This window comes from Streptomyces sp. NPDC051582, from assembly GCF_040681715.1.
Lineage (GTDB): Bacteria > Actinomycetota > Actinomycetes > Streptomycetales > Streptomycetaceae > Streptomyces.
In genome coordinates this window covers 117,998-139,702 of record NZ_JBFAZJ010000001.1, presented here as the reverse complement: position 1 = coordinate 139,702, position 21,705 = coordinate 117,998, and the positions used below count along the sequence as shown (strand labels likewise).

The window sequence follows — 21,705 nt, the reverse complement described above, 5'->3', positions numbered from 1 at the left end:
GACTGGCAAGACCAGGTACCAGCCGCCCCCGGCCGAACCCGGCCGGAACGACTAGCCAACCAAGACGAGGAAGAAAACACCGTGCAACTCGAAGCGCACGCCCCGTCCGTACCGCAGACCCAGACGATCTCCCCGCCCGCAGTCCCGGAGGACTCCGCCTTGACTCCCCTCACCGCGCTGACCGCGCTCGACGACGCCATCGAGAACCTCGGCGTACCCGTCGCCTGCCGTACCTACGACCCCGAGGTCTTCTTCGCCGAGTCCCCGGCGGACGTCGAGTACGCGAAGTCCCTGTGCGCCACCTGCCCGCTGGTCGAGGCCTGCCTCGCCGGTGCGCTTGAGCGCCGCGAGCCCTGGGGTGTCTGGGGTGGCGAGCTCTTCGTCCAGGGCGTCGTCGTAGCCCGGAAGCGGCCCCGTGGCCGTCCGCGCAAGAACCCGGTTGTCGCGGCATGACCGCCATCGGAACCATCGACCGCCCCGTGACGCACGACCCCTTGAAGCAGGCCCTCATGACCGCCCACACGACGAGCGAGCAGCCGCACGGCTCCGCCCACGCAGACTTCATCACCGCCGGCGCGATCACCTCGCGTCAGAACAGGACCCGCGAAATGCAACTCATCCCAGAAGCCCTGGCCCGTGCCCATATGGACGACCGCATGCGCGAGGTCGACGCCGAGCGTCGCGCCCTGCGCCTGGTCACCGCCCGCCGCATGCAGCGGCGAGCCGAGCGCGTCTCGCTGCGCGCCCGGCGGGCCCTCGCCATGGCCGTCATGCAGTAAGCAACCGCTGAACCGCCGCTGACCTGCGGCGCGGCAGCGTCCGGGGGGACCGGTCCGAACGGACCGGTCCCCCCGGTGCGTTGCGGAGGGCTCTCCAGCCCTCGCGGGGATATCGTCTGGAGGTGGACCAGCCCAATCCCCACCCCGCCCCGTCGGGACCCGAGGCCCAGCCCGCCGTCTGCGCACGCTGCGGCAAGAAGGCCCCCGACGGCGCCCCGCCCACCTGGACCTGCTCGGTGGAGAACGGGACCAGACAGTACTTCTGCGTCGACTGCGCGCGAGCCAACCTCAGGGCGATCGAGGGCCGCCTCGACTCGTCCTGGTGGTGACTCGTCGAGCCTCTCCGGTTCAGGTCACCGGTGACCACGCCCTCACTCCTCGGGCAGGAACCCCGGGAGCCAGGACTCCAGTTCCTCCCGTAGCCGTACCGTCGCGCCCAGCTGGCAGAGCACCCCGATGGTGCTCAGCGTCACCCGGTGTATCAGCAGGTACGAGGGCGGCAGATTGATCTGCCGGCCCAACTGGTGGGCGGGGGAGCGGGGATCGGCGATGCGGGCCGCCTGGCCGCGCAGCCACGGCCGCGTGAAGGTGAACTCCTCCGCCTGGGCCGGCTCGATGATGGGCAGCAGGTAGTCCAGCACCGCCTCCGGATCCAGTTCGATGGACTCCCTCACGAACCCCTCGGCGCACAGGTGCCCGTAGATCCCCTCGGCATCACCCTCCAGCGTCATCCGCAGTGAGGTGCCGATCGGCTTGGGCCAGCCGCCGGGCAGCCGGTCGACGGTGCCGAAGTCCAGCACGCCCAGCCGCATCCGGCCGTCCGCCCCGGCCAGCAGGCGGAAGTTGCCCGGATGCGGATCGGCGTGCAACAGGCCGGTGCGCGCGGGCCCCGAGAAGAGGAACCGGGCCAGCAGCTGGCCGGCGCGGTCGCGCTCCTCCTGGGTGCCGTCCGCTATCACCTCCGACAGAGGGGTCCCCTCCATCCACTCGGTCACCAGCACCTGGTCGCCTTGGTGCACGACGTCCGGTACGACCACGTCCTCGTCGCCCTCGAACGCGTCCGCATGGGTCCGCTGGGCTTCCGCCTCCAGCTCGTAGTCCAGCTCCTCCGAGACCCGGTCGCGCAGCTCCTTGATCAGCGGCTTGACGTCCATGCCGGGAATCAGCGGCCCCAGCAGCCCCGCGAACCGGCCCAGTTGTTTCAGGTCCGACAGCAGTGCCTCGCCGGCCCCCGGGTACTGGACCTTCACCGCGACCTGCCGGCCGTCGTGCCACACCGCCCGGTGCACCTGCCCGATCGAGGCGGCCGCGGCCGGCTTGTCCTCGAACTCCTCGAACAGGTCCCGCCAGTCGGCCCCCAGCCGCTCCGCTAGCACCTGGTGCACCGTCTGGGCGGGCAGCGGCGGGGCCGCCTCCTGGAGCTTGGTCAGCGCGGCCCGGTACGGCCCGGCGACCTCCTCGGGCAGGGCCGACTCGAAGACCGAGAGCGCCTGCCCGAACTTCATGGCACCGCCCTTCAGCTCCCCGAGGGTGCGAAACAGCTGCTCGGCGGTGCGCTGCTGGAGCTCGCGCGCCACGATCTCCGCCGACTTGCCCCCGATCCGCTTGCCCAGCCCCCAGGTGACCCGGCCCGCGAAGCCGAGCGGCAGCGCGGCCAGCTTGACGGTACGGGTGACCGCCTTCCGGGGAAGATCAGACATGCGCCCCTCCAATTCCCAGACAGCTGTGCCGCAAGCGGCGGTTCAGGATGACCCCTCGGCCAACCGCATCCTGTCATGGCGTCCCCGCCCCGCCCCGGCCGAGGCGGCCACCCCGACGGAGCGGGAATCCCCGCCGCCGCACAGTGTCCACCCCCCGGGGCCGGTACGGCCGGAGGGCTGATCGAGCCTTCACGAGGGCGCCGCCTCCCGCGCCGGGACCCGGGCCGCCGCGCACGGGCACTCGGGGTGGGGCGGCACCGGGGTCCGCTCCCAGTGGAGGCCCGGGAGGGCGGCCTCCCAGCGGGAGGCCGTGGACGCGGGCAGCTCCCCGTCGAGGAAGGACAGGGCGTGGGCCGCCGCGAGACCCGCCACCGCTGTGGCCAGCCCCACATCGCAGGCCGCGGTGGTCCGGCGGCGGTGCGCCGAGCGCCATTGCACCAGCATCCGGGGCCAGGCCGGATCCGCCTCGATCCGGTCGCGCTCCATGCAGCCCGCGCAGGCCGTGGCCCCGGGCAACACCAGCGGCCCCACCAGCCCGGTGCCCTCCAGCACTCCGGCGTACAGATGAGGGGTGCCGGCGGCGACCCAGTCCGCCGCGGTGCCCGGATCCGGGGCCCACGCCTGCAATCCGTCCCGGGGCGCGACCACCACCAGCGACAGCCCCGGCCCGGGCCCCTCCTGCCCGGCCGTCCGCGGCGGGCGCCCCGGGGCCGATGCGCGCACCAGCCCCGCCGCGGCCTCCGCCCGCAGCCGGCCCACACCGTCGGGGCCGAGCCCGCCCGGCGCCACGTCCGCCGGCTCCACCCGGCCTCCGTCGAGCACCTCCACCCGGCCCACGCCCGCGGCCGCCAGGACCCCGGCGATCACCGCGCCCACCCGGCCGCTCCCGCGCACCTGGACCCGTATGGCCCGCCGGGCCGCGACACCCCGTAGATCACCACCGGGCTCGCGGTGCACCAGCGACAGCGAGCCGAGATCCGGCCCGAGCCGCTCCAGGACCTCCGGCCGCTCGCGCACGGCCTGGGCCCGTGGACCGCCCGCCGTGGCGTCGTCCAGCAGCCCGGCCGCCGCCAGCCGCCGGACCAGCGCGTCCACCCGCCCCTCCGGCAGCCCCACCGCCACCGCCTCGGTGCGCAGCAGCTCCATCCCCCGCGTCCCGTCGATCCGGTCGATCAGAGATCCCGTCGCCGTGTCCACCGGCCCGAGCACCACCGCGTGTGCGGGCGTCACCCCGAACTGGACCGTCTGCAGATCCCGCCAGGCCCTCGCCAGCGCCGGCTTCACCTTCGGATACATGGCTTCCCCCTCGTGCGAACCCCGCCTCGTTCCCGTCCTCAGCAGAGTGCCCGGCCACCGCGTTCCGTGCGTGCATTTGTCCACAGCCAAGGGTTATTAGGCATATGAGATGGAGAAAAGGGGTTCCTCGTGTGCCGCCTTCGCGTCGATCACGTCCGAACCGTGGAGCGGGGGGACTTCGGTCGGGCGAGCGGGTACGGTCTTGGGCGTGTCCGCCGACCCACAGCAGCGCGCCGTCGAAGTCCGCCGGAGCGCGCGCCGCCGCAGGACCGTATCCGCCTACCGCGAGGGTGACCGTACGGTCGTCCTCATCCCTGCCCGGATGTCCGAGGCCGAGGAGCGGCGCTGGGTGGGGGTCATGCTCGACAAGCTGGCCGCCCAGGAGAGCAAGCGCACCCTCGGGGACGCGGAGCTCACCGAACGCGCCGAGCGCCTGTCCGACCAGTACTTCGGCGCCCGCGCCCGCCCCCGCTCGGTGCGCTGGGTCACCAACCAGAACACCCGCTGGGGCTCGTGCACCCCCGCCGAAGGCAGCATCCGGCTCTCCCACCGCCTCCAGGGAATGCCGGAGTACGTCGTCGACTACGTGCTGCTCCACGAGCTGGCCCACCTCCTCGTGCCCGGCCACGGCCCCCGCTTCTGGGAACTGCTGGAGGCCTACCCGCGCACCGAGCGGGCCCGGGGCTACCTGGAGGGAGTGGTCGCCGCCGAGCGCCTCCCCAAGGTCCCCGCGGCCCGCGAGGAATGACCCGCCCCGCCCCCGGCCGCCCGCTCCGCCCCCGCCCGGTCCGCGTCGCGGTATGTACCGGGTCGGTACCGACTTGGCCGGATGTCGGCGGATGCGGCTAGCCTGAGCGGCACGCAAATCACTGTCGGGATGGGGGACGGTCGTTACGTATGGCCAGGGAATTCCAACGCGGTCACAAGGCCAAGATCAGCGATCTGACGGCAGGCACGGATCTGTACGTGGGCGTGCAGATCGCCGGTCCGGGACTCGCCTTCGACATCAGCTGCTTCGGCCTTGACGCCAACGAGCAGCTGTCGGACGACCGGTACTTCGTCTTCTACAACCAGCCGAAGTCGCCGGAGGAGTCGATCCAGCAGCTCGGCGCGCAGGCCGGCGACGCCGAGTCCTTCCGGGTGACGCTGGACCGCGTCCCGGCGGCCATCCACAAGCTGTCCTTCACCGCCACGATCGACGGCGCCGGACAGATGTCGCAGATCGGACCGGGCTACATCCGGATCGTGGCCGGCGGCGAGGAAGTCGTCCGGTACTCCTTCACGGGTGCGGAGTTCAGCACCGAGCGCGCGGTCATGCTCGGCGACTTCTACCTCAAGGACGTGTGGCGCTTCGCCGCGGTCGGCCAGGGCTTCGACGGCGGACTCGCCGCGCTGCTGAAGAACTTCGGCGGCGAGGTCGCCGAAGAGGACGAGCAGCAGGCCCCGCAGCAGCCGCAGGCCGCAGCCCAAGCCCAGGCCGGCGCCGCGCCGGGATTCGCGCCGCCGCCGCAGGGCGCCGCCCCGGCGCCGTCCTTCGGCGCGCCGGTCCAGGCACCGCAGGCACCGCAGGCACCGTACGTCCCGCAGCCCGCGCCGGCCCCGGCCGCCCCCGCGCCGCAGTACCAGCAGCCCGCCCCGCCCGCCCCGGTGCACTCCGCACCGACCATGGTCGGCCCGATCACCACCCCGCCGGCCCCCGCGCCGTACGGCCAGCCGCCGCACGCCCCGCAGCCGCCCGGCCCGCCCTCCTACGGCCAGCAGCCGCAGCCCTCGTACGGCCAGGTGCCCGGCTACGGCGGCCAGGTGCCGCCCCCCGCCCCGGCCCCCGCGCCCTACGGCCAGGTCCCCGGCCAGCAGCCGCCCCCGTACGGCCAGCAGATGCCCGGTCAGCAGCCCGGCTACGGCCAGGGCGCGGCGCAGGCCGCCGGCGCCGGCCTCGCCGCCGCCCTCCAGCCGTACAAGGAAGTCCCCACCGGCACCCGCTGGACCTCGCAGAACCAGCAGCTCATGCGCGTCGACCTCTCGATGGGCGGCCAGCCCGTCCTCGCCCGGCAGGGCAGCATGGTCCTCTACCAGGGCAAGGTCGACTTCAGCTACAAGGGCGCCGGCTTCGCCGGCCGCATCGTGGGCAACGCCACCGGCCAGGAGATGCAGCTGATGCGCTGCAGCGGCCGCGGCCAGGTCTTCCTCGCCGAGACCGGCGCCCACCTGCACGCCATCGAGCTCCAGGGCGACGGGATCTGCGTCTCCGCCGAGAGCGTCCTCGCCTTCGACGAGTCCCTCCAGCACGAGGTCCGCCGCATCGAGGGCCACGGGATCCCCGGCGGCGCGCTGTTCACGATGCTCTTCCAGGGCTCCGGCACGGTGATCGTCAAGACGCACGGCACGCCCGTCGTCCTGCCCGTCACCCCGACCACCTTCGCCGACAGCAACGCCATCGTCGCGTGGTCGGCGGCCTCCCAGGTGATCGTCTCCAGCCAGGTCCGGCTGCGGCGCAACGCCTACCCCGGCCACAGCGGGGAGACCGTGAACCTCCAGTTCCGCGGCGCTCCCGGCAACTTCATCGTCGTCCAGCCGTACGAGGTCTGAGGGAGCCCCACATGAATGCCATGAACGCAATGAACCAGCAGCTCGCGGGCTACGCCCCCACCCCCGTCACGGCCCGCATGGAGAACCACGGCAAGGCGATGCTCAAGGTCGCCATGCAGAGCGGCCAGGACCTCTTCGCGCGCACCGGGTCGATGGTCGCGTACGAGGGCTTCGTCCAGTACGAGCCCAACCCGCCGGCCCTGCGCCAGATGGCCTCCCAGTGGCTCACCGGCGAGGGCGCCCCGCTGGTGAAGTGCACCGGCGACGGCCTGCTCTACCTCGCCGACTACGGCGCCGACGTCGTCGTCATCAACCTCAACAACGACGCGCTGTCGGTCAACGGCACCAACCTCCTCGCCTTCGACGCCCACCTCCAGTGGGGCGTCGAGAGGGTCAAGGGCATGGCGAAGTTCGCCGGCCAGGGCCTGTTCAACGTGCAGATCGCGGGCACCGGCTGGGTCGCCATCACCTCCCGCGGCACCCCGATCGTGGTCGACTGCGGCCGCGGCGAGGACGAGACGTACGTCGACCCCGACGCGCTCGTCGCCTGGTCCCCGAACCTCAAGGTGAAGGGCAAGCGCAGCTTCAAGGCCTCGTCGATGATCGGCCGGGGCAGCGGGGAGGCCTACCAGATGGCCTTCTCCGGCCAGGGCATCGTCGTCGTACAGCCCAGCGAGGACAGCACCGACCGGCTCCGGACCCGGGGCTGAGGGGGAGCGGACACACATCATGCAGAGCTCACTTTTCGGCCACGCCGAGCAGCAGTCCCAGGAGCGGTACGCCGTCCAGAACCCGCAGCTGCTGAGGGTCACCCTGGCCGGCTCCGACGACGTCCTCGCCCGCAAGGGCGCCATGGTCGCCTACCAGGGGATCATCGACTTCGACGGCGAGTACCAGAGCACCACGCAGCGCACCGCCCGCGCCCGCACCGGCGAGGGCCTCGACCTGATGCGCTGCTCCGGGCAGGGCACGGTCTACCTGGCCAACCTCGCCCAGTACGTGCACGTGGTCGATGTGGACCAGGACGGCCTCACCGTCGACAGCAGCTACGTGCTGGCCCTGGACTCCACGCTGCACACCGAGGCCATCGCGGTGGACAGCCAGTACGGGATCTCCGGTTCGGGCAAGTACCAGCTCAACATCACCGGCCGCGGCAAGGTCGCGCTGATGACCTCCGGGCAGCCGCTGATGATGCAGGTCACGCCCGACAAGTACGTCAACGCCGACGCCGACGCGATCGTCGCCTGGTCCACCTCGCTGCGCGTGCAGATGCAGGCCCAGACGCACTCCACCGGCGTCTGGCGGCGGCGCGGCAACACCGGCGAGGGCTGGGAGCTCAGCTTCCTCGGCACCGGCTTCGCGCTGGTGCAGCCGAGCGAGGTGCTGCCGCCGCAGAACGCCCAGCTCGGGCAGGGCATGGCCGCGCAGTACGGGATGGGCCAGCACGGCGTCCACTCCCAGAACCAGAACAACGCCTGGAACTAGCGCGCCCGACGGCACGGGGAAGGGGCGGCTCCGCGGGATGCGGGGCCGCCCCTTCCGGGCTGTCCGGCGGGTGTCAGAGCCGCGCCCGGGTCGCCTCCATCAGCCGTACGACCGAGGTGTCGGCCGCCGCCGCGACCTCCTCGTACGGGAACCAGCGCAGGTCCAGCGACTCCTCGCTGATCTCCGCCACCGCGCCGGCCGGGGCCAGCGCCGCGTACTGCACGTCCAGGTGCCAGTTGCACGGCGCCGGGATCGGGTGCCGGTCCAGCCGTACGGGGCCGCCCGGGAGCAGGGTCAGCCCGGAGGCGATGCCCGACTCCTCGACGGCCTCGCGCAGCGCGGCGCCCGCGAGGGTGGTGTCCTCGGGCTCGCAGTGGCCGCCCATCTGGAGCCAGATGCCGAGCTTCTTGTGCAGGGTCAGCAGGACGCGCCCGCCCGCCGGGTCGATGACCAGGGCGCTGCCGGTGATGTGCCCGGCCCGGCAGGGCTTGTACATCCCGTCCGGATGGGCGGCCAGGTGCTCCAGGTAGAGATCGCGCAGCTCGGGCTGGTCCTCGTATCCCTTGAGGACCAGCACCGCGTCGTCGTACAGGCTCACTTCTTCGTTTCACCCTCGCCGTCGGAGTCGGAGTCGGAGTCGGAGTCGGAGTCGGAGTCGGATGCGGAGCCGGAGTCGGAGCCGGTGCCGCCCTGCGGCCCCTGCCCGCCCTGGTCGCGCTTCTGCGCCGCCTCGCCGAGCATCTTGTCGATCTCGGAGAAGTCCAGCTGCTCGCGGTGCACGAACCCGTCCGGGTCGTCCAGGTCGGAGGCCGTCGGCAGCATGTCGGGGTGCTCCCACAGCCCGTCGCGGCCGTCCACGCCGCGCGCGTCGGTCAGCGAGGCCCACAGCCGCGAGGCGTCCCGCAGCCGGCGCGGGCGCAGCTCCAGCCCGACCAGCGTCGCGAAGGTCTGCTCTCCCGGCCCGCCCGAGGCGCGCCGCCGGCGCATGGTCTCGCGCATGGCGTCCGCCGAGGCCAGCCGGGGCTTGGCCGCCTCGTGCACGACCGCGTCCACCCAGCCCTCGACCAGCGCGAGCGCCGTCTCCAGGCGGGCCAGGGCGGCCTTCTGCTCGGGGGTGTCCTGCGGCTGGAACATGCCGCCCTGCAGGGCCTCCTGCAGCTGCTCCGGGTTCGACGGGTCGAGCTGGCCGACCACGTCCTCCAGCTTCGAGGTGTCGACCTTGATGCCGCGCGCGTATCCCTCGACCGCGCCGAACAGGTGCGAGCGCAGCCACGGCACGTGCGCGAAGAGCCGGGCGTGGGCCGCCTCGCGCAGGGCCAGGTACAGCCGCACCTCATCGGCGGGGACGCTCAGGTCCTTGCCGAAGGCCTCGATGTTCAGCGGCAGCAGCGCGGCCTTGCCCGCCGGGCCCAGCGGCAGCCCGATGTCGGTGGAGCCGACGACCTCGCCCGCGAGGGTGCCCACGGCCTGGCCGATCTGCTGGCCGAACATGGCGCCGCCCATGGAGCGCATCATCCCGAGCAGCGGGCCCGCCATGGCCTGCATCTCCTCGGGCAGCACGCCGCCCATGGCCGCGCCGACGCGCTCGGCGACCGGGTCCACGAGCTCCTTCCACACCGGGAGCGTCGCCTCGACCCACTCGGCGCGGCTCCACGCGACGGCCGTGGTGGCGCCCGAGGGCAGCGAGGTCACCCCGTCCAGCCAGTGGTCGGCGAGGCGCACGGCCTCCTCGACGGCGGACTTCTCGGCGATGCCGACGCTGGAGTCCTTCACGCCGTCCGCCGTGCCCTGCGCGACGGTCTGGCGGGCGATGTCCTTGGCCATGTCCCAGTTCACGGGACCGCCCTCGTAGCTGAGCATCTGGCCGAGCTGCTGGAAGGCCGCGCCCAGGTCGTTCGGGTTCATCGAGCCGAACATCGCCGCGAACGGGTTGTCCGCGCCGCCGGGGCCGCCGGCTCCGCCCGGCAGGCCCATGCCGGGGAACCCGAACGGATTCGGGCCGCCCTGACCGCCCTGATTGCCCTTCTTCTTGCCTTCGTCGCCGTTCTCCGGCTCCTCCGGCGGAAGGCCGAATCCGAATGGGGTGTCGCTCACGGGTTTCCTCGGCTCGTAGGGCCGCCGGCGGGGGCCGACGGGAAATGGTCCGACAACACCACCCAGCGTAGACACCGGACCCGCTTCCGGGCTCGGTGCTCCGCCGACTCCTGGGCTGCGGCAGGATGGACATCACCTGGTAGGTACGCGTCACGGCGCGTCCCTACTGAAGACAACCGCTGGAGACGCCTGGTGAGTTCCCCAGATCCACAGGTTCGCGCGCCCCACGACGCCGAAAACCGCCCTGAGCACGGTGAGAGCGCCGACGGCGTTCGCCGGCCGCGAAACCAGGGAGCACGAGGCCCGGTGATCGCGGTGACCGGCGCCGCCTCCGGGGTCGGGGCGGCCCTGGTGGCCCGCCTGGCCGCATCCGACGAGGTCAAGCAGGTCGTGGCGATCGACGAGCGGCGCGGCGAGTGCGCTGCCGCGCAGTGGCACGTCCTCGACGTACGGGACCCCGCGATCGCCGAGAGACTGCGCGGGGCCGACGTGGTCGTCCACCTGGCGCTGGACCTCGACCTGGAGACGGATCCGGCAGCCCGTACGGCGTACAACGTGCGCGGGACCCAGACCGTGCTGACGGCGGCCGCGGCCGCCGGGGTGCACCGGGTCGTGCTGTGCACGTCCGCGATGGTCTACGGGGCGCTGCCGGACAACGACATCCCGCTGTCGGAGGACTCCGAGCTGCGGGCCACGGCCGAGGCGACGGGCGTCGGCGACCTGCTGGAGATCGAGCGGCTGGGCCGCCGGGCCCCGCGCGCCCACCCGGGGCTGAACGTGACGGTGGTCCGCCCCGCGGTGCTCGTGGGCGGTACGGACACGGCGCTGACCCGGTACTTCGAGTCCCCGCGCCTGCTGGTGGTGGCCGGATCCCGGCCGACCTGGCAGTTCTGCCACGTGGAAGACCTGGTCAGCGCGCTGGAGTACGCCGCCCTGGAGAAGGTCGAGGGCGAGCTCGCGGTGGGCTGCGAGGGCTGGCTGGAGCAGGAGGAGGTCGAGGAGCTGAGCGGCATCCGCCGCATGGAGCTCCCGTCGGCGGTCGCGCTCGGCGCGGCGGCGCGACTGCACCGGATCGGCCTGACGCCGTCCCCGGCGGGCGACCTCGCGTACACGATGCATCCGTGGGTGGTCAGCGTCAGCGGGCTGCACGCGGCGGGCTGGCGGCCGCGCTGGACCAACGAGGAGGTGCTGGCCGAGCTCCTCCAGGAGGTCGCGGGCCGGCACACGGTCGCGGGACGCCGGCTGGGCCGCAAGGACGCCACCGCCGCGGGCGCGGCGGGCGCCACGGTCGCCCTGCTGGGCGCCGCGGCGGTGGTCCGCGCGGCCCGTCGCCGCCGCGGGCTCTGACCCGCCCGGCCCTGCGCCGGCCCCTCCGGCCGCCCGTCCCGGCGGCCGGAGGGGCATGGGTCCTGTAGGAGGCTCCATACGCGTGGGCCGTACAGCCGGTCGAATCGGCTATACCGCGATGTGAGACCCGTGGTGCACGATGGCTGCATGGCACCGCACTTCGACCACCCCGGCGAGCAGGCCGCTCCGGACCCGATCCGGCTGCTCGAAATCCGTGAGACCCCGCTCTCGATAGACGAGGTCTTCAAGGCCGTCGGCGACGACGCCACGGGCGGCACCACGCTCTTCGTCGGCACGGTGCGCAACCACGACAGCGGGGCCGACGTCGACGCGCTCGGCTACTCCTGCCACCCGACGGCCGAGGCCGAGATGCGCCGCATCGCCGAGCGGGTGATCGCCAAGTACCCGGTCCGCGCCCTGGCCGCGGTCCACCGCATCGGCGACCTGTCCGTCGGCGACCTCGCGGTGGTCGTCGCCGTGTCCTGCCCGCACCGCGGCGAGGCCTTCGAGGCCTGCAGGATGCTGATCGACGACCTGAAGCACGAGGTCCCGATCTGGAAGCACCAGACCTTCTCCGACGGTACGGAGGAGTGGGTCGGCGCCTGCTGAGGTGCGTTCGGACCCCCGCGCGCGAGGTGGGCGGGGCGAACGGGTACTGTCCCACCCGTTCGGCCGCGCAACACGCCCTCGATTTGCGTAACCCCCTCCCGGGCACGAGCGTTGAAGCCACCAACGACACGTACTTTCGGGGCAGGGAGGCACGTCCATGGCGTCATTGGCGTGGTTGCTGATTCCGCTGTTCGCCGCCGTCGGAGCGGCGATATGGGGCAGCTGGGCGGCTCGCGACCGCACGCAAGGTGACATATCCGAACTCGCTGGATACGCGAGGTTCCGCGAAGCCATGGACAAGGCCGATCAGGCCGGGGCGAAGGCAGCGGCCCATTCCGGTTCCGACGCGGTATGACGCGTCCCGGGCGAGGCCCCCTGAGCACCCTGGGAATCCGCTGAGAGTTCCGCGTACGGCCCCCCCGTACGGACCGGCCCCGGCGGCCGTCCGTCAGGGCCGTCCCGTACTGTCGATCCATGCCACGCCGCACTGCGACGATGCTCGCTTCCACCCTCATGCTGTTCGCGCTGCTCTGCGCAGGGGTGTTCATCAAGGTCCCGTACTCGGAAATGAGCCCGGGCCCGACGGTGAACACGCTCGGCGATTCGCGCGGCGAGCCCGTCATCAGCATCGCGGACCACAAGACGTACCCGGCCAGTGGGCACCTCAACATGACGACGGTCCGCGTCACCGGCGCCGACTACGACATGAACCTGCTGGAAGCGGTCTACGGCTGGCTGTCGGACGACAACATCGTCGTCCCGCACGAGAACCTCTACCCGGACGGGAAGACGGAGGAGCAGTCCACCCAGGAGAACGCGGAGGAGTTCAGCCAGTCGCAGGAGAGCGCCAAGGTGGCCGCCCTCAAGCAGCTGGGCACGCCGGGCGTCACCACCCGCGTCGTGGTCTCCACCGTGGTCAAGGGCAGCCCCGCCGAGGGCAAGCTGCACGCCGGTGACGTGATCCGGGCGGTGGACGGCAGCCCGGTCAACGCCCCCGAGGACGTGGCCAAGCTGGTCACCAAGCGCAAGGCCGGCGAACAGGTCGAGTTCACCATCGTGCCCGCCGCCGAGGCGGCCGAGGCCGAGAAGGCGCACCGCGAGCCCACCGGCTCGTCCAAGGTCGTGCTCACCACCGCCAAGGCGGAGGGCGACGGGCACGCCATCGTCGGCATCCGGGCGGGCACCGACCACACCTTCCCGTTCGCGATCGACATCAAGCTGGCCGACATCGGCGGCCCGAGCGCCGGGCTGATGTTCGCCCTCGGCATCGTCGACAAGCTCACCCCGGGCGATCTGACCGGCGGCAAGTTCGTCGCGGGCACGGGCACCATCGACGACGCGGGCAAGGTCGGCCCCATCGGCGGCATCCAGATGAAGACGATCGGCGCCCGCCAGGCCGGCGCCGAGTACTTCCTGACGCCCGCCGAGAACTGCGGTTCCGCCTCCGAGCACGTCCCCGACGGCCTGACCCTCGTGAAGGTCTCGACGATCGGCGACGCCACGAAGGCGCTGGAGAAGATCAGCAAGGGGGACACGGCCGGGCTGCCGCAGTGCGGCAAGCCCTGACCCGTACGACCGGTACGGCCGCAACCCGTCCCGGCTCCCGGTCCCCGCTCAGTCCAGGAAGGTCGCGGCCAGTGCCTCGGCCAGGCCCGGGACCAGGGTCGCACCCGTCAGCACCTCGGTCGACGAGTCCTTCTCGCGCAGCCGCACGGCGGACTCCCGCGAGCCGTCGCGCAGCACGCCCACGGTGAGGCGCACCTCCTGCCGGTCCGGGTGCGCGGCGACCCACTTGGCCAGCTGCTTGTCGCTGAGCCCTTCCGGTACGGAGGCCTCCGCGGACGGCGGCAGCATCAGCCGCTCCACCGTCAGCGCGCAGCCCACGATCGACGAGGGCCAGGCGATGGTTCCCAGGAACTTGTCCAGCGGCGTGCCCTTCGGCACCTCGTCCTGCTCGATCGGGGTCAGCTGGCTCTTGCCCGCGTCGTCCTGGTCCTGGCCGAGCTGGCGGGCGAGGCGCGGCTCGGACATGCGCAGCTTGGCGGTGTCGACGAGCGCGAACAGCCGGGCGGGCTTGTCCCAGCCGAGGGAGGAGGCGTACTCGTCGATCTCAAGGACGGCACGCGTCAGGGGGGTGGCGGCCATCGGCGTGCCGCCCGGGGAAGACGAAAGGTTGGACATGGACAACATCCTGCCTCCTTTCGGCCCGATAACGGGAACTGACTAAAGCCTCAGTAAGTTGCATGAGTGGGCCCTACCATCGGGGGCCCAGCTTTTGAAATGTCCAGCCACGACACTCAGCGACTTTCGAGGTGCGCACCTTGGCTTTCCAGATGCCGGACCGCGGCGGAGGCCCCTCCGGGCCACGGATGAGAGTCGGCCGCCCCTCCCGGCGCGCCCGGACTCTTCTGATGACCTTGGGCGTACTGGCCGTCCTGGCCATGGCGTTCATCATGTTCGCGGGCTTCTGGACGGACTGGCTCTGGTTCCGCTCCGTGAAGTACTCCACCGTCTTCACCACCACCCTGTGGACCAAGATCGGCCTCTTCGCCGTCTTCGGGCTGCTGATGGCCGGCGCCGTCGGGCTGAACATCTGGCTGGCGTACCGGCTGCGGCCGCCGCTGTCCGCGATGTCGATGGAGCAGCAGAGCCTCGACCGCTACCGGATGAGCGTCGCCCCGTACAAGCGGTGGCTGCTCCTGGGGATCGCGGCGCTCGTGGGCATGATCGCGGGTGCCTCGGCGGCGGGCCAGTGGAAGACCTGGCTGATGTACGTGAACGGGGTGCCCTTCGGGCAGAAGGACCCCCAGTTCCACCTGGACGTGTCGTTCTACACCTTCGACCTCCCCTGGTACCGCTTCCTGCTCGGCTTCGGCTTCGCCGCGGTCGTGCTGTCGGTGATCGCCGCGGTCGTCGTCCACTACCTGTACGGCGGACTGCGCGTGACGAGCCCGGGAGCCCGGGCCACCGCCGCCGCCACCGGTCACCTGTCGGTGCTGCTCGGCCTCTTCGTGACGCTGAAGGCGATCGCGTACTGGCTCGACCGGTACGGCCTCGCCGTGAAGTCCAGCGACTTCAAGGCCGCGGACAACTGGACCGGCCTGCGCTACGTCGACGCGAACGCATACCTGCCGGCGAAGACGATCCTCGTCGCCATCGCGGCCATCTGCGCCGTGCTCTTCTTCGCGACGCTGTGGCGCCGCACCTGGCAGCTGCCGGTCATCGGCTTCGGCCTCATGGTCCTCTCGGCGATCCTGATCGGCGGGCTCTACCCGGCGATCGTGCAGAAGTTCCAGGTCCAGCCGAACGAGCAGGCCAAGGAATCGCCGTACGTCGAGAAGAACATCAAGGCGACGCGCGACGCCTACGGGATCGACCAGGCGGACGTCAAGGACTACCCGGGCGTCCCGCAGACCGAGGACAAGACCAAGCTCCGCGAGGCGGCCAACACCACCGCCAGCGTCCGCCTCCTCGACCCGAACATCGTCTCCCCGGCCTTCCAGCAGCTCCAGCAGGTCAAGGGCTACTACGCCTTCCCGTCCACGCTCGCCGTGGACCGGTACAGCGGCCAGGACACGGTCATCGGGCTGCGCGAGCTGAACATCGGCGGCATCCCGAAGAACAACTGGATCAACGACCACTTCAAGTACACGCACGGCTACGGCGTGGTCGCGGCCAAGGGAACGACCGTCAAGGACGGCGCCCCCGACTTCACCCAGTCCGACCTGCCCTCGAAGGGCATGTTCGGGACGGACTTCGAGCAGCGCATCTACTACGGCGAGCAGACGAAGCAGTACTCGATCGTCGGCGGTCCGCAGAAGGAGCTCGACTACTCGGACGACAAGGGCGAGAAGGAGACGAGCTACAAGGGCGACTCCGGCGTCAACCTCGACAACCCGGTCAACCGGGCGGCGTACGCGCTCGCGTTCAGCGAGCCGCAGATCCTCTACTCCGGCGCCATCGGCGACGGCTCGCGGATCCTCTACCACCGCACGCCCAAGGAGCGCGTCGAGGCCGTCGCCCCGTGGCTGACCATCGACGGGGCTCCGTACCCGGCGGTCATCGACGGCCGGATCAAGTGGATCGTCGACGCGTACACGACGACCAACGGCTACCCGTACGCCTCGCGGACCACGCTGGGCCAGAGCACCGCGGACTCCCTCACCAACAGCCAGCGCGCCGTGGTGGCCCAGGAGAACCAGGTCAACTACATCCGCAACTCGGTCAAGGCCACGGTCGACGCGTACGACGGCACGGTCAACCTGTACCAGTGGGACACCGACGACCCGGTCCTCAAGACCTGGATGAAGGCGTTCCCGGGGACGGTCAAGCCCAAGAGCGACATCTCCAAGCCGCTCATGGACCACCTGCGCTACCCGCAGGACCTCTTCAAGGTCCAGCGCGAGCTGCTCACCCGGTACCACGTGACCGACCCGCAGACCTTCCTCAGCGGCAGTGAGGCCTGGGCCGTCCCGGACGACCCGACGACCAAGGCCGGCACGGCGGTCCCGCCGTACTACCTGTCGATGAAGATGCCGGGCCAGAAGGAGAAGGACCAGGTCTTCTCGCTCACGACGACGTTCACTCCGAACGAGCGGGACAACCTGAGCGCCTTCATGGCGGTCAACGCCGATCCGGGCACCCCGGACTACGGCAAGATCAGAATCCTGAAGCTGCCGACCAGCAAGCCGGTCGACGGCCCCAAGCAGGTCCAGAGCAAGTTCCAGTCGGAGCCGAAGATCGCCGAGTCGATCAGGCTGCTGCGCGGCGGTGACTCCGAGGTCGAGTACGGCAACCTGCTCGCGGTGCCGCTCGACGGCGGGATGCTGTACGTGGAGCCGGTGTACGTGCGCAGTTCGGGGCTGAAGTACCCGCTGCTGCGCAAGGTGCTGGTGACGTACGGGAACCAGACGGCGTTCGAGGACAGCCTGGAGAAGGCGCTGAACGTGGTCTTCGGGGCGGAGGCGCCGACGGTGCCGACGACTCCGGTGACCCCGCCCGGCGAGGGCACCACGACGCCCCCGACCGCCACGGACCCGACGGTCAAGTCGGCCCTCGACGATGCGAAGAAGGCGATCGAGGCGGCCGAGAAGGCCCGTCAGGCCGGCGACTGGGCGGCCTTCGGCAAGGCGCAGGACGACATCAAGGCGGCGCTGCAGCGGGCGATCGACGCGGAGGCGAAGGTGGCGGCCCCGAACCCCGGAGGATGAGCCGGTAATGGCTCGGTCCCGCGTCGTGATACTGTGGTTTCACCGACGCGGGGTGGAGCAGCTCGGTAGCTCGCTGGGCTCATAACCCAGAGGTCGCAGGTTCAAATCCTGTCCCCGCTACTGAAGATGAAGGCCCGGATCCATGGGATCCGGGCCTTCGTCATGTCCGGGTCCATCAGGTCGTTCGCCATGTCCAGGGGGACACGCGGGGGTCATGAGGTAGCTGAGACGGGTGAGTTGGGGTGGGAGCGTGTTTGACTTATCTCTCTGTGGGCATGTCGACAAAACGCTGTAGTGACCCTCACAGGCTGCGACATACCAGGTGTACGCGGGTAGCAGGTGATGCGACGATGGGATTTATGGGGGACAGGTCAACTCTGCTGGAGACAGGGCGGTTTGTGAGGGCGGAAGTCGAATCGGGCGCAGAGGCCAACGAGGAGGCTCCGGTCGTTAACGCGCAGACCGCACTGACCGATGCGGATTTCGCGGAGGAAATGTTCGCCGAGACGGACCCGGCGAGCGACACCGAGCTGGAAGCACGGCACCGGGTCGCGGCCGACCGGGGCGACCCGGGCGCGATGAGCGTGCTCGGGGCGCTGCTGCTGCGCCGCGGCGATCTGGCCGGCGCCGAGCCGTACCTGCGCGGCGCCACCGCGGAAGGGGACCGCGCCGCCGCGAACAACCTCGGCGTACTCCTGCTCCAGCGCGGTTACCCCGACGAGGCCGCCGGCTGGTGGCGGGTCGCCGCCGTGGCCGGATCCGCACCGGCAGCCCACGCCCTGGGCCGCCACTTCCGCGAGCGCGGGGACGAGCCCGCGGCCGAGTACTGGCTGCGCCAGGCGGCGGAATCCGGCCACGCCCTGGGCGCGTACGGGCTCGCCGACCTGCTGGAGCACCGCGGCGACAAGGGCGTCGAGCGCTGGCTGCGCCAGGCCGCCGAGCAGGGGCACCGCGAGGCCGCGTACCGGCTGGCCCGGCACCTGCGCAAGGGCGACCCCGCCGAGGCCGAGCAGTGGTACCGGCAGGCCGCCGCGCGCGGGCACCGGCGGGCGGCGCTGCACCTGGGCGCCCTCCTGGAGGCGCGCGGGGAGCTCAAGGAGGCCGGGCGCTGGTACCTGACCTCCGCCAAGCAGGGCGAGGCGCGCGCCGCGTGCGCGCTCGGCTTCCTGCTGCGGGACGCGGGCGACGAGGAGAGCGCCGTCGCATGGTGGAACCGGGCCGCGCAGGACGGCGACGGCAACGCCGCCAACGCGCTGGGCGCCCTGCACGCCGCGCGGGGCGAGACCCAGACCGCGGAGAAGTGGTACCGCACCGCCATGGACGCGGGCGACCAGAACGGGGCGTACAACCTTGCTTTGCTGTGCGCCGCGCAGGAGCGGACCGCGCAGGCCGAGCAGTGGTACCGGCGGGCGGCCTACGCGGGCCACCGAGAGGCGGCCAACGCCCTCGCGATCATGCTGCTCCAGGTCGGCGACGCGGCGGGCGCCGAGCCGTGGTTCTCGAAGGCGGCCGAGGCGGGCAGCGTCGACGCCGCGTTCAACCTCGGGATCCTGTTCGCGAGCCGCGACGAGGACCGCACGGCGCTGAAGTGGTACGAGCGGGCCGCGTCGGCCGGCCACACGGACGCGGCGCTCCAGGTCGGCATCGCGCTGGTGCGCGACGGCGAGGACCGGGCGGCCGAGCGGCACCTGCGCTGCGCCGCGGGCGGCGGCAGTGCGGAGGCGGCGTTCCGGCTGGCCGCGCTGCTGGAATCGCTGGCTCCGCCGCCGGAGCCGGTGGCGCTGGGCGAGCCGGTCGGTGGCGCCCCGAAGACCGAGAGCGAGGAGTGGTACGAGCGGGCCGCGGAGCTGGGGCACCGTCGCGCGCAGGTGCGGGTCGGGATGCTGGCCGCTGCGCGGGGCGATCTCGCCGTCGCGGCGCGGTGGTACCGGGAGGCGGCCGAGGCCGGCTCCCGGAACGGGGCGTTCAACCTCGGCCTGCTGCTGGCGCGCGAGGGGAACGAGCCGGAGGCCGCGCTGTGGTGGACCCGCGCCGCGGTGGCGGGCCACGGCCGGGCGGCGCTGCGCCTGGGTCTGCTCGCCGCGCGCCACGGGGACCTGGCGGAGGGGCAGAAGTGGTGCGTCCGGGCCATGGAGCTGGGTCCGGCGGAGGTCTCCGAGCGCGCGGCCCGGCTCCGCGAGGCCCTGGCGGAGGAACTCTCCGCCTGACGGGGCGCGGCGCGCGGTGCGTGGCGTGCCGTGCGTGGCGTGCCGCGTGCCGCACGCCGCGTGGGGCTCCTCTGAGCTGGAACGTTAAGCGATTTGCATCTGTCGGGTGGCCTCGCGTAAAGTCGTGTTTACCGACGCGGGGTGGAGCAGCTCGGTAGCTCGCTGGGCTCATAACCCAGAGGTCGCAGGTTCAAATCCTGTCCCCGCTACTGAAGACCGAAGGCCCGGATCCCATGGATCCGGGCCTTCGGTCGTTTCGCGACCCGCTCGCGGCGAAACATCGAAGAGAAGGGCCCGGGAGCAGTGCTCCCGGGCCCTTCCTCGTTCATTGCGCCCCGCGGTTCGTCACGCCCCCGCGCAGGACGGGCACAGCCCGCGGTAGGTCACTTCGACCGCCGAGACCACGAAGCCGAAGCGCTCCGCGTCCGGCAGGTCGGCCAGCGGGTTGCCCGCCGGGTGCACGTCGCGGATCGCCCCGCACTGCGCGCACACCAGGTGCTGGTGGGGCTTGTGCGCGTTCGGGTCGTACCGCTTGGCCCGGCGGTCCGTGGCGACCTCCAGGACCTCGCCGAGGGACACCAGCTCGCCCAGGGTGTTGTAGACGGTGGCGCGCGAGATCTCCGGCAGCCTGGTCACCGCGCGCGCGTGCACCTCGTCGGCCGTCAGGTGAACGTGGTCACCGTCGAGCACCTCGGCCACGACGCGCCGCTGTGCGGTCATGCGCCATCCGCGTCCGCGAAGTCGTTCCAGCAGGTCACTCATGGACACCAGCCTAACAGCGAGGGATTCGGTGTAACTCCCGAACCAGTGCGGACTTGGAACCTTACTTGACCTAGACAAAGTCCATTGTAGGATCGAGTACGACAAGGGCCAAGGACAGGCACATGGCAGGAACGACGCAGGAGGCGCACGTGACGCAGGGACCGCTCACCACGGAGGCCGGGGCTCCGGTCGCCGACAACCAGAACAGCGAGACGGCCGGCGTCGGTGGTCCCGTCCTGGTCCAGGACCAGCTCCTCCTGGAGAAGCTGGCCCACTTCAACCGCGAGCGCATCCCGGAGCGCGTGGTGCACGCCCGCGGCGCCGGCGCGTACGGCACCTTCACGCTCACCCGTGACGTCTCGCAGTGGACCCGCGCGAAGTTCCTGTCCGAGGTCGGCAAGCAGACCGAAACGTTCCTGCGCTTCTCCACCGTCGCGGGCAACCTCGGCGCGGCCGACGCGGTGCGCGACCCCCGCGGCTGGGCGCTGAAGTTCTACACCGAAGAGGGCAACTACGACCTCGTCGGCAACAACACCCCGGTGTTCTTCATCAAGGACGCCATCAAGTTCCCGGACTTCATCCACACCCAGAAGCGCGACCCGTACACCGGCTCGCAGGAGGCGGACAACGTCTGGGACTTCTGGGGTCTGTCGCCCGAGTCCACCCACCAGGTGACCTGGCTGTTCGGCGACCGCGGCATCCCGGCGTCCTACCGCCACATGGACGGCTTCGGCTCGCACACGTTCCAGTGGAACAACGAGGCCGGCGAGGTCTTCTGGGTCAAGTACCACTTCAAGACCGACCAGGGCATCAAGAACCTCACCCAGGCCGAGGCCAACCGGCTCGCCGGCGAGGACCCCGACTCGCACCAGCGCGACCTGCGCGAGTCCATCGAGCGCGGCGATTTCCCGACCTGGACCGTGCAGGTCCAGATCATGCCCGCGGCCGAGGCGGCCCAGTACCGCTTCAACCCGTTCGACCTCACCAAGGTGTGGCCGCACGCCGACTACCCGCCGATCGAGATCGGCAAGCTGGAGCTCAACCGCAACCCGGAGAACGTGTTCGCCGAGGTCGAGCAGTCCATCTTCAGCCCGGCCCACTTCGTCCCCGGCATCGGTCCGTCCCCGGACAAGATGCTCCAGGGCCGTCTCTTCGCGTACGGCGACGCCCACCGCTACCGCGTCGGCATCAACGCCGACCACCTGCCGGTGAACCGCCCGCACGCCACCGAGGCGCGCACCAACTCCCGTGACGGCTTCCTCTACGACGGCCGCCACAAGGGCGCGAAGAACTACGAGCCGAACAGCTTCGGCGGCCCCTTCCAGACGGACCGCCCGCTGTGGCAGTCCACCGCGGTCACCGGCGGCACGGGCAACCACGCCGCTCCGGTCCACTCCGAGGACAGCGACTTCGTCCAGGCGGGCGACCTGTACCGCCTGATGTCCGAGGACGAGCAGGCCCGTCTGATCGAGAACCTGTCCGGCTTCATCGCCAAGGTGTCCCGTGACGACATAGCCGAGCGCGCGATCAACAACTTCCGCCAGGCGGACGGCGACTTCGGCAAGCGGCTCGAAGCCGCGGTCCAGGCCCTTCGCGGCTGACACGACCCGCTCGCCGAGAGTTGAAG

Annotated in this window: 20 protein-coding genes and 2 tRNA genes; 16 read left to right on the top strand and 6 right to left on the bottom strand. The window is 71.5% G+C overall.

Translation table 11 applies throughout. The features are described from left to right. Nucleotides 1–81 precede the first annotated feature (81 nt). The 3 genes from AB0M92_RS00685 to AB0M92_RS00675 all read left to right on the top strand — a co-directional run bounded on the left by AB0M92_RS00685 (nucleotide 82) and on the right by AB0M92_RS00675 (nucleotide 1,108). Nucleotides 82–453: a WhiB family transcriptional regulator gene (locus tag AB0M92_RS00685; RefSeq protein ID WP_366099924.1), complete on the top strand. Its 372-nt coding sequence runs from the start codon at nucleotides 82–84 to the stop codon at nucleotides 451–453. Continuing rightward, complete coding sequence (locus AB0M92_RS00680) at nucleotides 450–779, top strand: hypothetical protein (RefSeq protein WP_366099923.1); 330 nt, start codon at nucleotides 450–452, stop codon at nucleotides 777–779. Before AB0M92_RS00685 ends, AB0M92_RS00680 begins: the two co-directional genes overlap by 4 nt. Nucleotides 780–901: 122 nt before the next feature. After that, nucleotides 902–1,108: a hypothetical protein gene (locus AB0M92_RS00675; RefSeq protein ID WP_366099922.1), complete on the top strand. Its 207-nt coding sequence runs from the start codon at nucleotides 902–904 to the stop codon at nucleotides 1,106–1,108. A gap of 42 nt (nucleotides 1,109–1,150) precedes the next feature. Here the strand turns inward: AB0M92_RS00675 and AB0M92_RS00670 are convergent, their stop codons facing one another. Together AB0M92_RS00670 and AB0M92_RS00665 are read right to left on the bottom strand one after the other, a co-directional pair. After that, nucleotides 1,151–2,479: an AarF/ABC1/UbiB kinase family protein gene (locus tag AB0M92_RS00670; protein ID WP_366099921.1), complete on the bottom strand. Its 1,329-nt coding sequence runs from the start codon at nucleotides 2,477–2,479 to the stop codon at nucleotides 1,151–1,153. A 189-nt stretch (nucleotides 2,480–2,668) separates the two neighbouring features. Further along, nucleotides 2,669–3,775 (bottom strand): ThiF family adenylyltransferase, encoded by a 1,107-nt coding sequence (locus tag AB0M92_RS00665; RefSeq protein WP_366099920.1) that lies wholly within the window; start codon nucleotides 3,773–3,775, stop codon nucleotides 2,669–2,671. Nucleotides 3,776–3,983: 208 nt separating this feature from the next. Here AB0M92_RS00665 and AB0M92_RS00660 point away from each other — a divergent pair, with 208 nt between their 5' ends. The 4 genes from AB0M92_RS00660 (at nucleotide 3,984) to AB0M92_RS00645 (ending at nucleotide 7,849) form a co-directional block, all read left to right on the top strand. Continuing rightward, nucleotides 3,984–4,523 (top strand): M48 family metallopeptidase, encoded by a 540-nt coding sequence (locus AB0M92_RS00660; RefSeq protein ID WP_366099919.1) that lies wholly within the window; start codon nucleotides 3,984–3,986, stop codon nucleotides 4,521–4,523. Between the two features lie 149 nt (nucleotides 4,524–4,672). Beyond that, nucleotides 4,673–6,364, top strand: coding sequence for a TerD family protein (locus AB0M92_RS00655; RefSeq protein ID WP_366099918.1), 1,692 nt, complete (start codon nucleotides 4,673–4,675; stop codon nucleotides 6,362–6,364). A gap of 29 nt (nucleotides 6,365–6,393) precedes the next feature. Then, nucleotides 6,394–7,074 carry an AIM24 family protein gene (locus tag AB0M92_RS00650; protein ID WP_366100321.1) on the top strand — a complete coding sequence of 227 codons (681 nt, stop codon included), beginning with the start codon at nucleotides 6,394–6,396 and terminating at the stop codon, nucleotides 7,072–7,074. Nucleotides 7,075–7,093: 19 nt separating this feature from the next. Further along, nucleotides 7,094–7,849 carry an AIM24 family protein gene (locus AB0M92_RS00645; protein ID WP_366099917.1) on the top strand — a complete coding sequence of 252 codons (756 nt, stop codon included), beginning with the start codon at nucleotides 7,094–7,096 and terminating at the stop codon, nucleotides 7,847–7,849. A 73-nt stretch (nucleotides 7,850–7,922) separates the two neighbouring features. Here the strand turns inward: AB0M92_RS00645 and AB0M92_RS00640 are convergent, their stop codons facing one another. Both AB0M92_RS00640 and AB0M92_RS00635 read right to left on the bottom strand, forming a co-directional pair. After that, a complete protein-coding gene (locus AB0M92_RS00640; protein WP_366099916.1) occupies nucleotides 7,923–8,447 on the bottom strand; it encodes an NUDIX hydrolase in 525 nt (174 codons plus the stop codon). Further along, complete coding sequence (locus tag AB0M92_RS00635) at nucleotides 8,444–9,943, bottom strand: zinc-dependent metalloprotease (protein ID WP_366099915.1); 1,500 nt, start codon at nucleotides 9,941–9,943, stop codon at nucleotides 8,444–8,446. Before AB0M92_RS00635 ends, AB0M92_RS00640 begins: the two co-directional genes overlap by 4 nt. 192 nt (nucleotides 9,944–10,135) lie before the next feature. Between AB0M92_RS00635 and AB0M92_RS00630 the strand changes: the two genes are divergently transcribed. From AB0M92_RS00630 to AB0M92_RS00615, 4 genes are all read left to right on the top strand, one after another. Then, complete coding sequence (locus AB0M92_RS00630; protein WP_366099914.1) at nucleotides 10,136–11,290, top strand: SDR family oxidoreductase; 1,155 nt, start codon at nucleotides 10,136–10,138, stop codon at nucleotides 11,288–11,290. Between the two features lie 147 nt (nucleotides 11,291–11,437). Then, entirely contained in the window at nucleotides 11,438–11,899 is a 462-nt protein-coding gene (locus tag AB0M92_RS00625; RefSeq protein WP_366099913.1) for a molybdenum cofactor biosynthesis protein MoaE, read from the top strand. Between the two features lie 157 nt (nucleotides 11,900–12,056). Further along, nucleotides 12,057–12,254: a hypothetical protein gene (locus AB0M92_RS00620; RefSeq protein WP_366099912.1), complete on the top strand. Its 198-nt coding sequence runs from the start codon at nucleotides 12,057–12,059 to the stop codon at nucleotides 12,252–12,254. A 119-nt stretch (nucleotides 12,255–12,373) separates the two neighbouring features. After that, nucleotides 12,374–13,465, top strand: a complete 1,092-nt coding sequence (locus AB0M92_RS00615) for a PDZ domain-containing protein (protein ID WP_366099911.1) — start codon at nucleotides 12,374–12,376, stop codon at nucleotides 13,463–13,465. 48 nt (nucleotides 13,466–13,513) lie between these two features. Here AB0M92_RS00615 and AB0M92_RS00610 read toward each other — a convergent pair whose 3' ends face one another. Next, nucleotides 13,514–14,089, bottom strand: coding sequence for a PPA1309 family protein (locus AB0M92_RS00610; protein ID WP_366099910.1), 576 nt, complete (start codon nucleotides 14,087–14,089; stop codon nucleotides 13,514–13,516). Between the two features lie 143 nt (nucleotides 14,090–14,232). Here AB0M92_RS00610 and AB0M92_RS00605 point away from each other — a divergent pair, with 143 nt between their 5' ends. The 4 genes from AB0M92_RS00605 to AB0M92_RS00590 all read left to right on the top strand — a co-directional run bounded on the left by AB0M92_RS00605 (nucleotide 14,233) and on the right by AB0M92_RS00590 (nucleotide 19,525). Then, a complete protein-coding gene (locus tag AB0M92_RS00605) occupies nucleotides 14,233–17,109 on the top strand; it encodes a UPF0182 family protein (RefSeq protein WP_366100320.1) in 2,877 nt (958 codons plus the stop codon). Nucleotides 17,110–17,155: 46 nt separating this feature from the next. Further along, nucleotides 17,156–17,229: transfer RNA gene (locus AB0M92_RS00600), tRNA-Met, on the top strand. Between the two features lie 230 nt (nucleotides 17,230–17,459). Then, nucleotides 17,460–19,316, top strand: a complete 1,857-nt coding sequence (locus tag AB0M92_RS00595; RefSeq protein WP_366099909.1) for a tetratricopeptide repeat protein — start codon at nucleotides 17,460–17,462, stop codon at nucleotides 19,314–19,316. 135 nt (nucleotides 19,317–19,451) lie between these two features. Further along, a tRNA-Met gene (locus AB0M92_RS00590) sits at nucleotides 19,452–19,525 on the top strand. Between the two features lie 136 nt (nucleotides 19,526–19,661). On the opposite strand, the gene AB0M92_RS00585 is transcribed toward AB0M92_RS00590, so the two are convergent. Beyond that, the gene (locus AB0M92_RS00585) at nucleotides 19,662–20,078 is read right to left on the bottom strand and encodes a Fur family transcriptional regulator (protein ID WP_366099908.1); all 417 of its coding nucleotides are present in this window, start codon (nucleotides 20,076–20,078) and stop codon (nucleotides 19,662–19,664) included. A 122-nt stretch (nucleotides 20,079–20,200) separates the two neighbouring features. Here AB0M92_RS00585 and AB0M92_RS00580 point away from each other — a divergent pair, with 122 nt between their 5' ends. After that, entirely contained in the window at nucleotides 20,201–21,679 is a 1,479-nt protein-coding gene (locus AB0M92_RS00580) for a catalase (protein WP_366099907.1), read from the top strand. Nucleotides 21,680–21,705 lie beyond the last annotated feature (26 nt).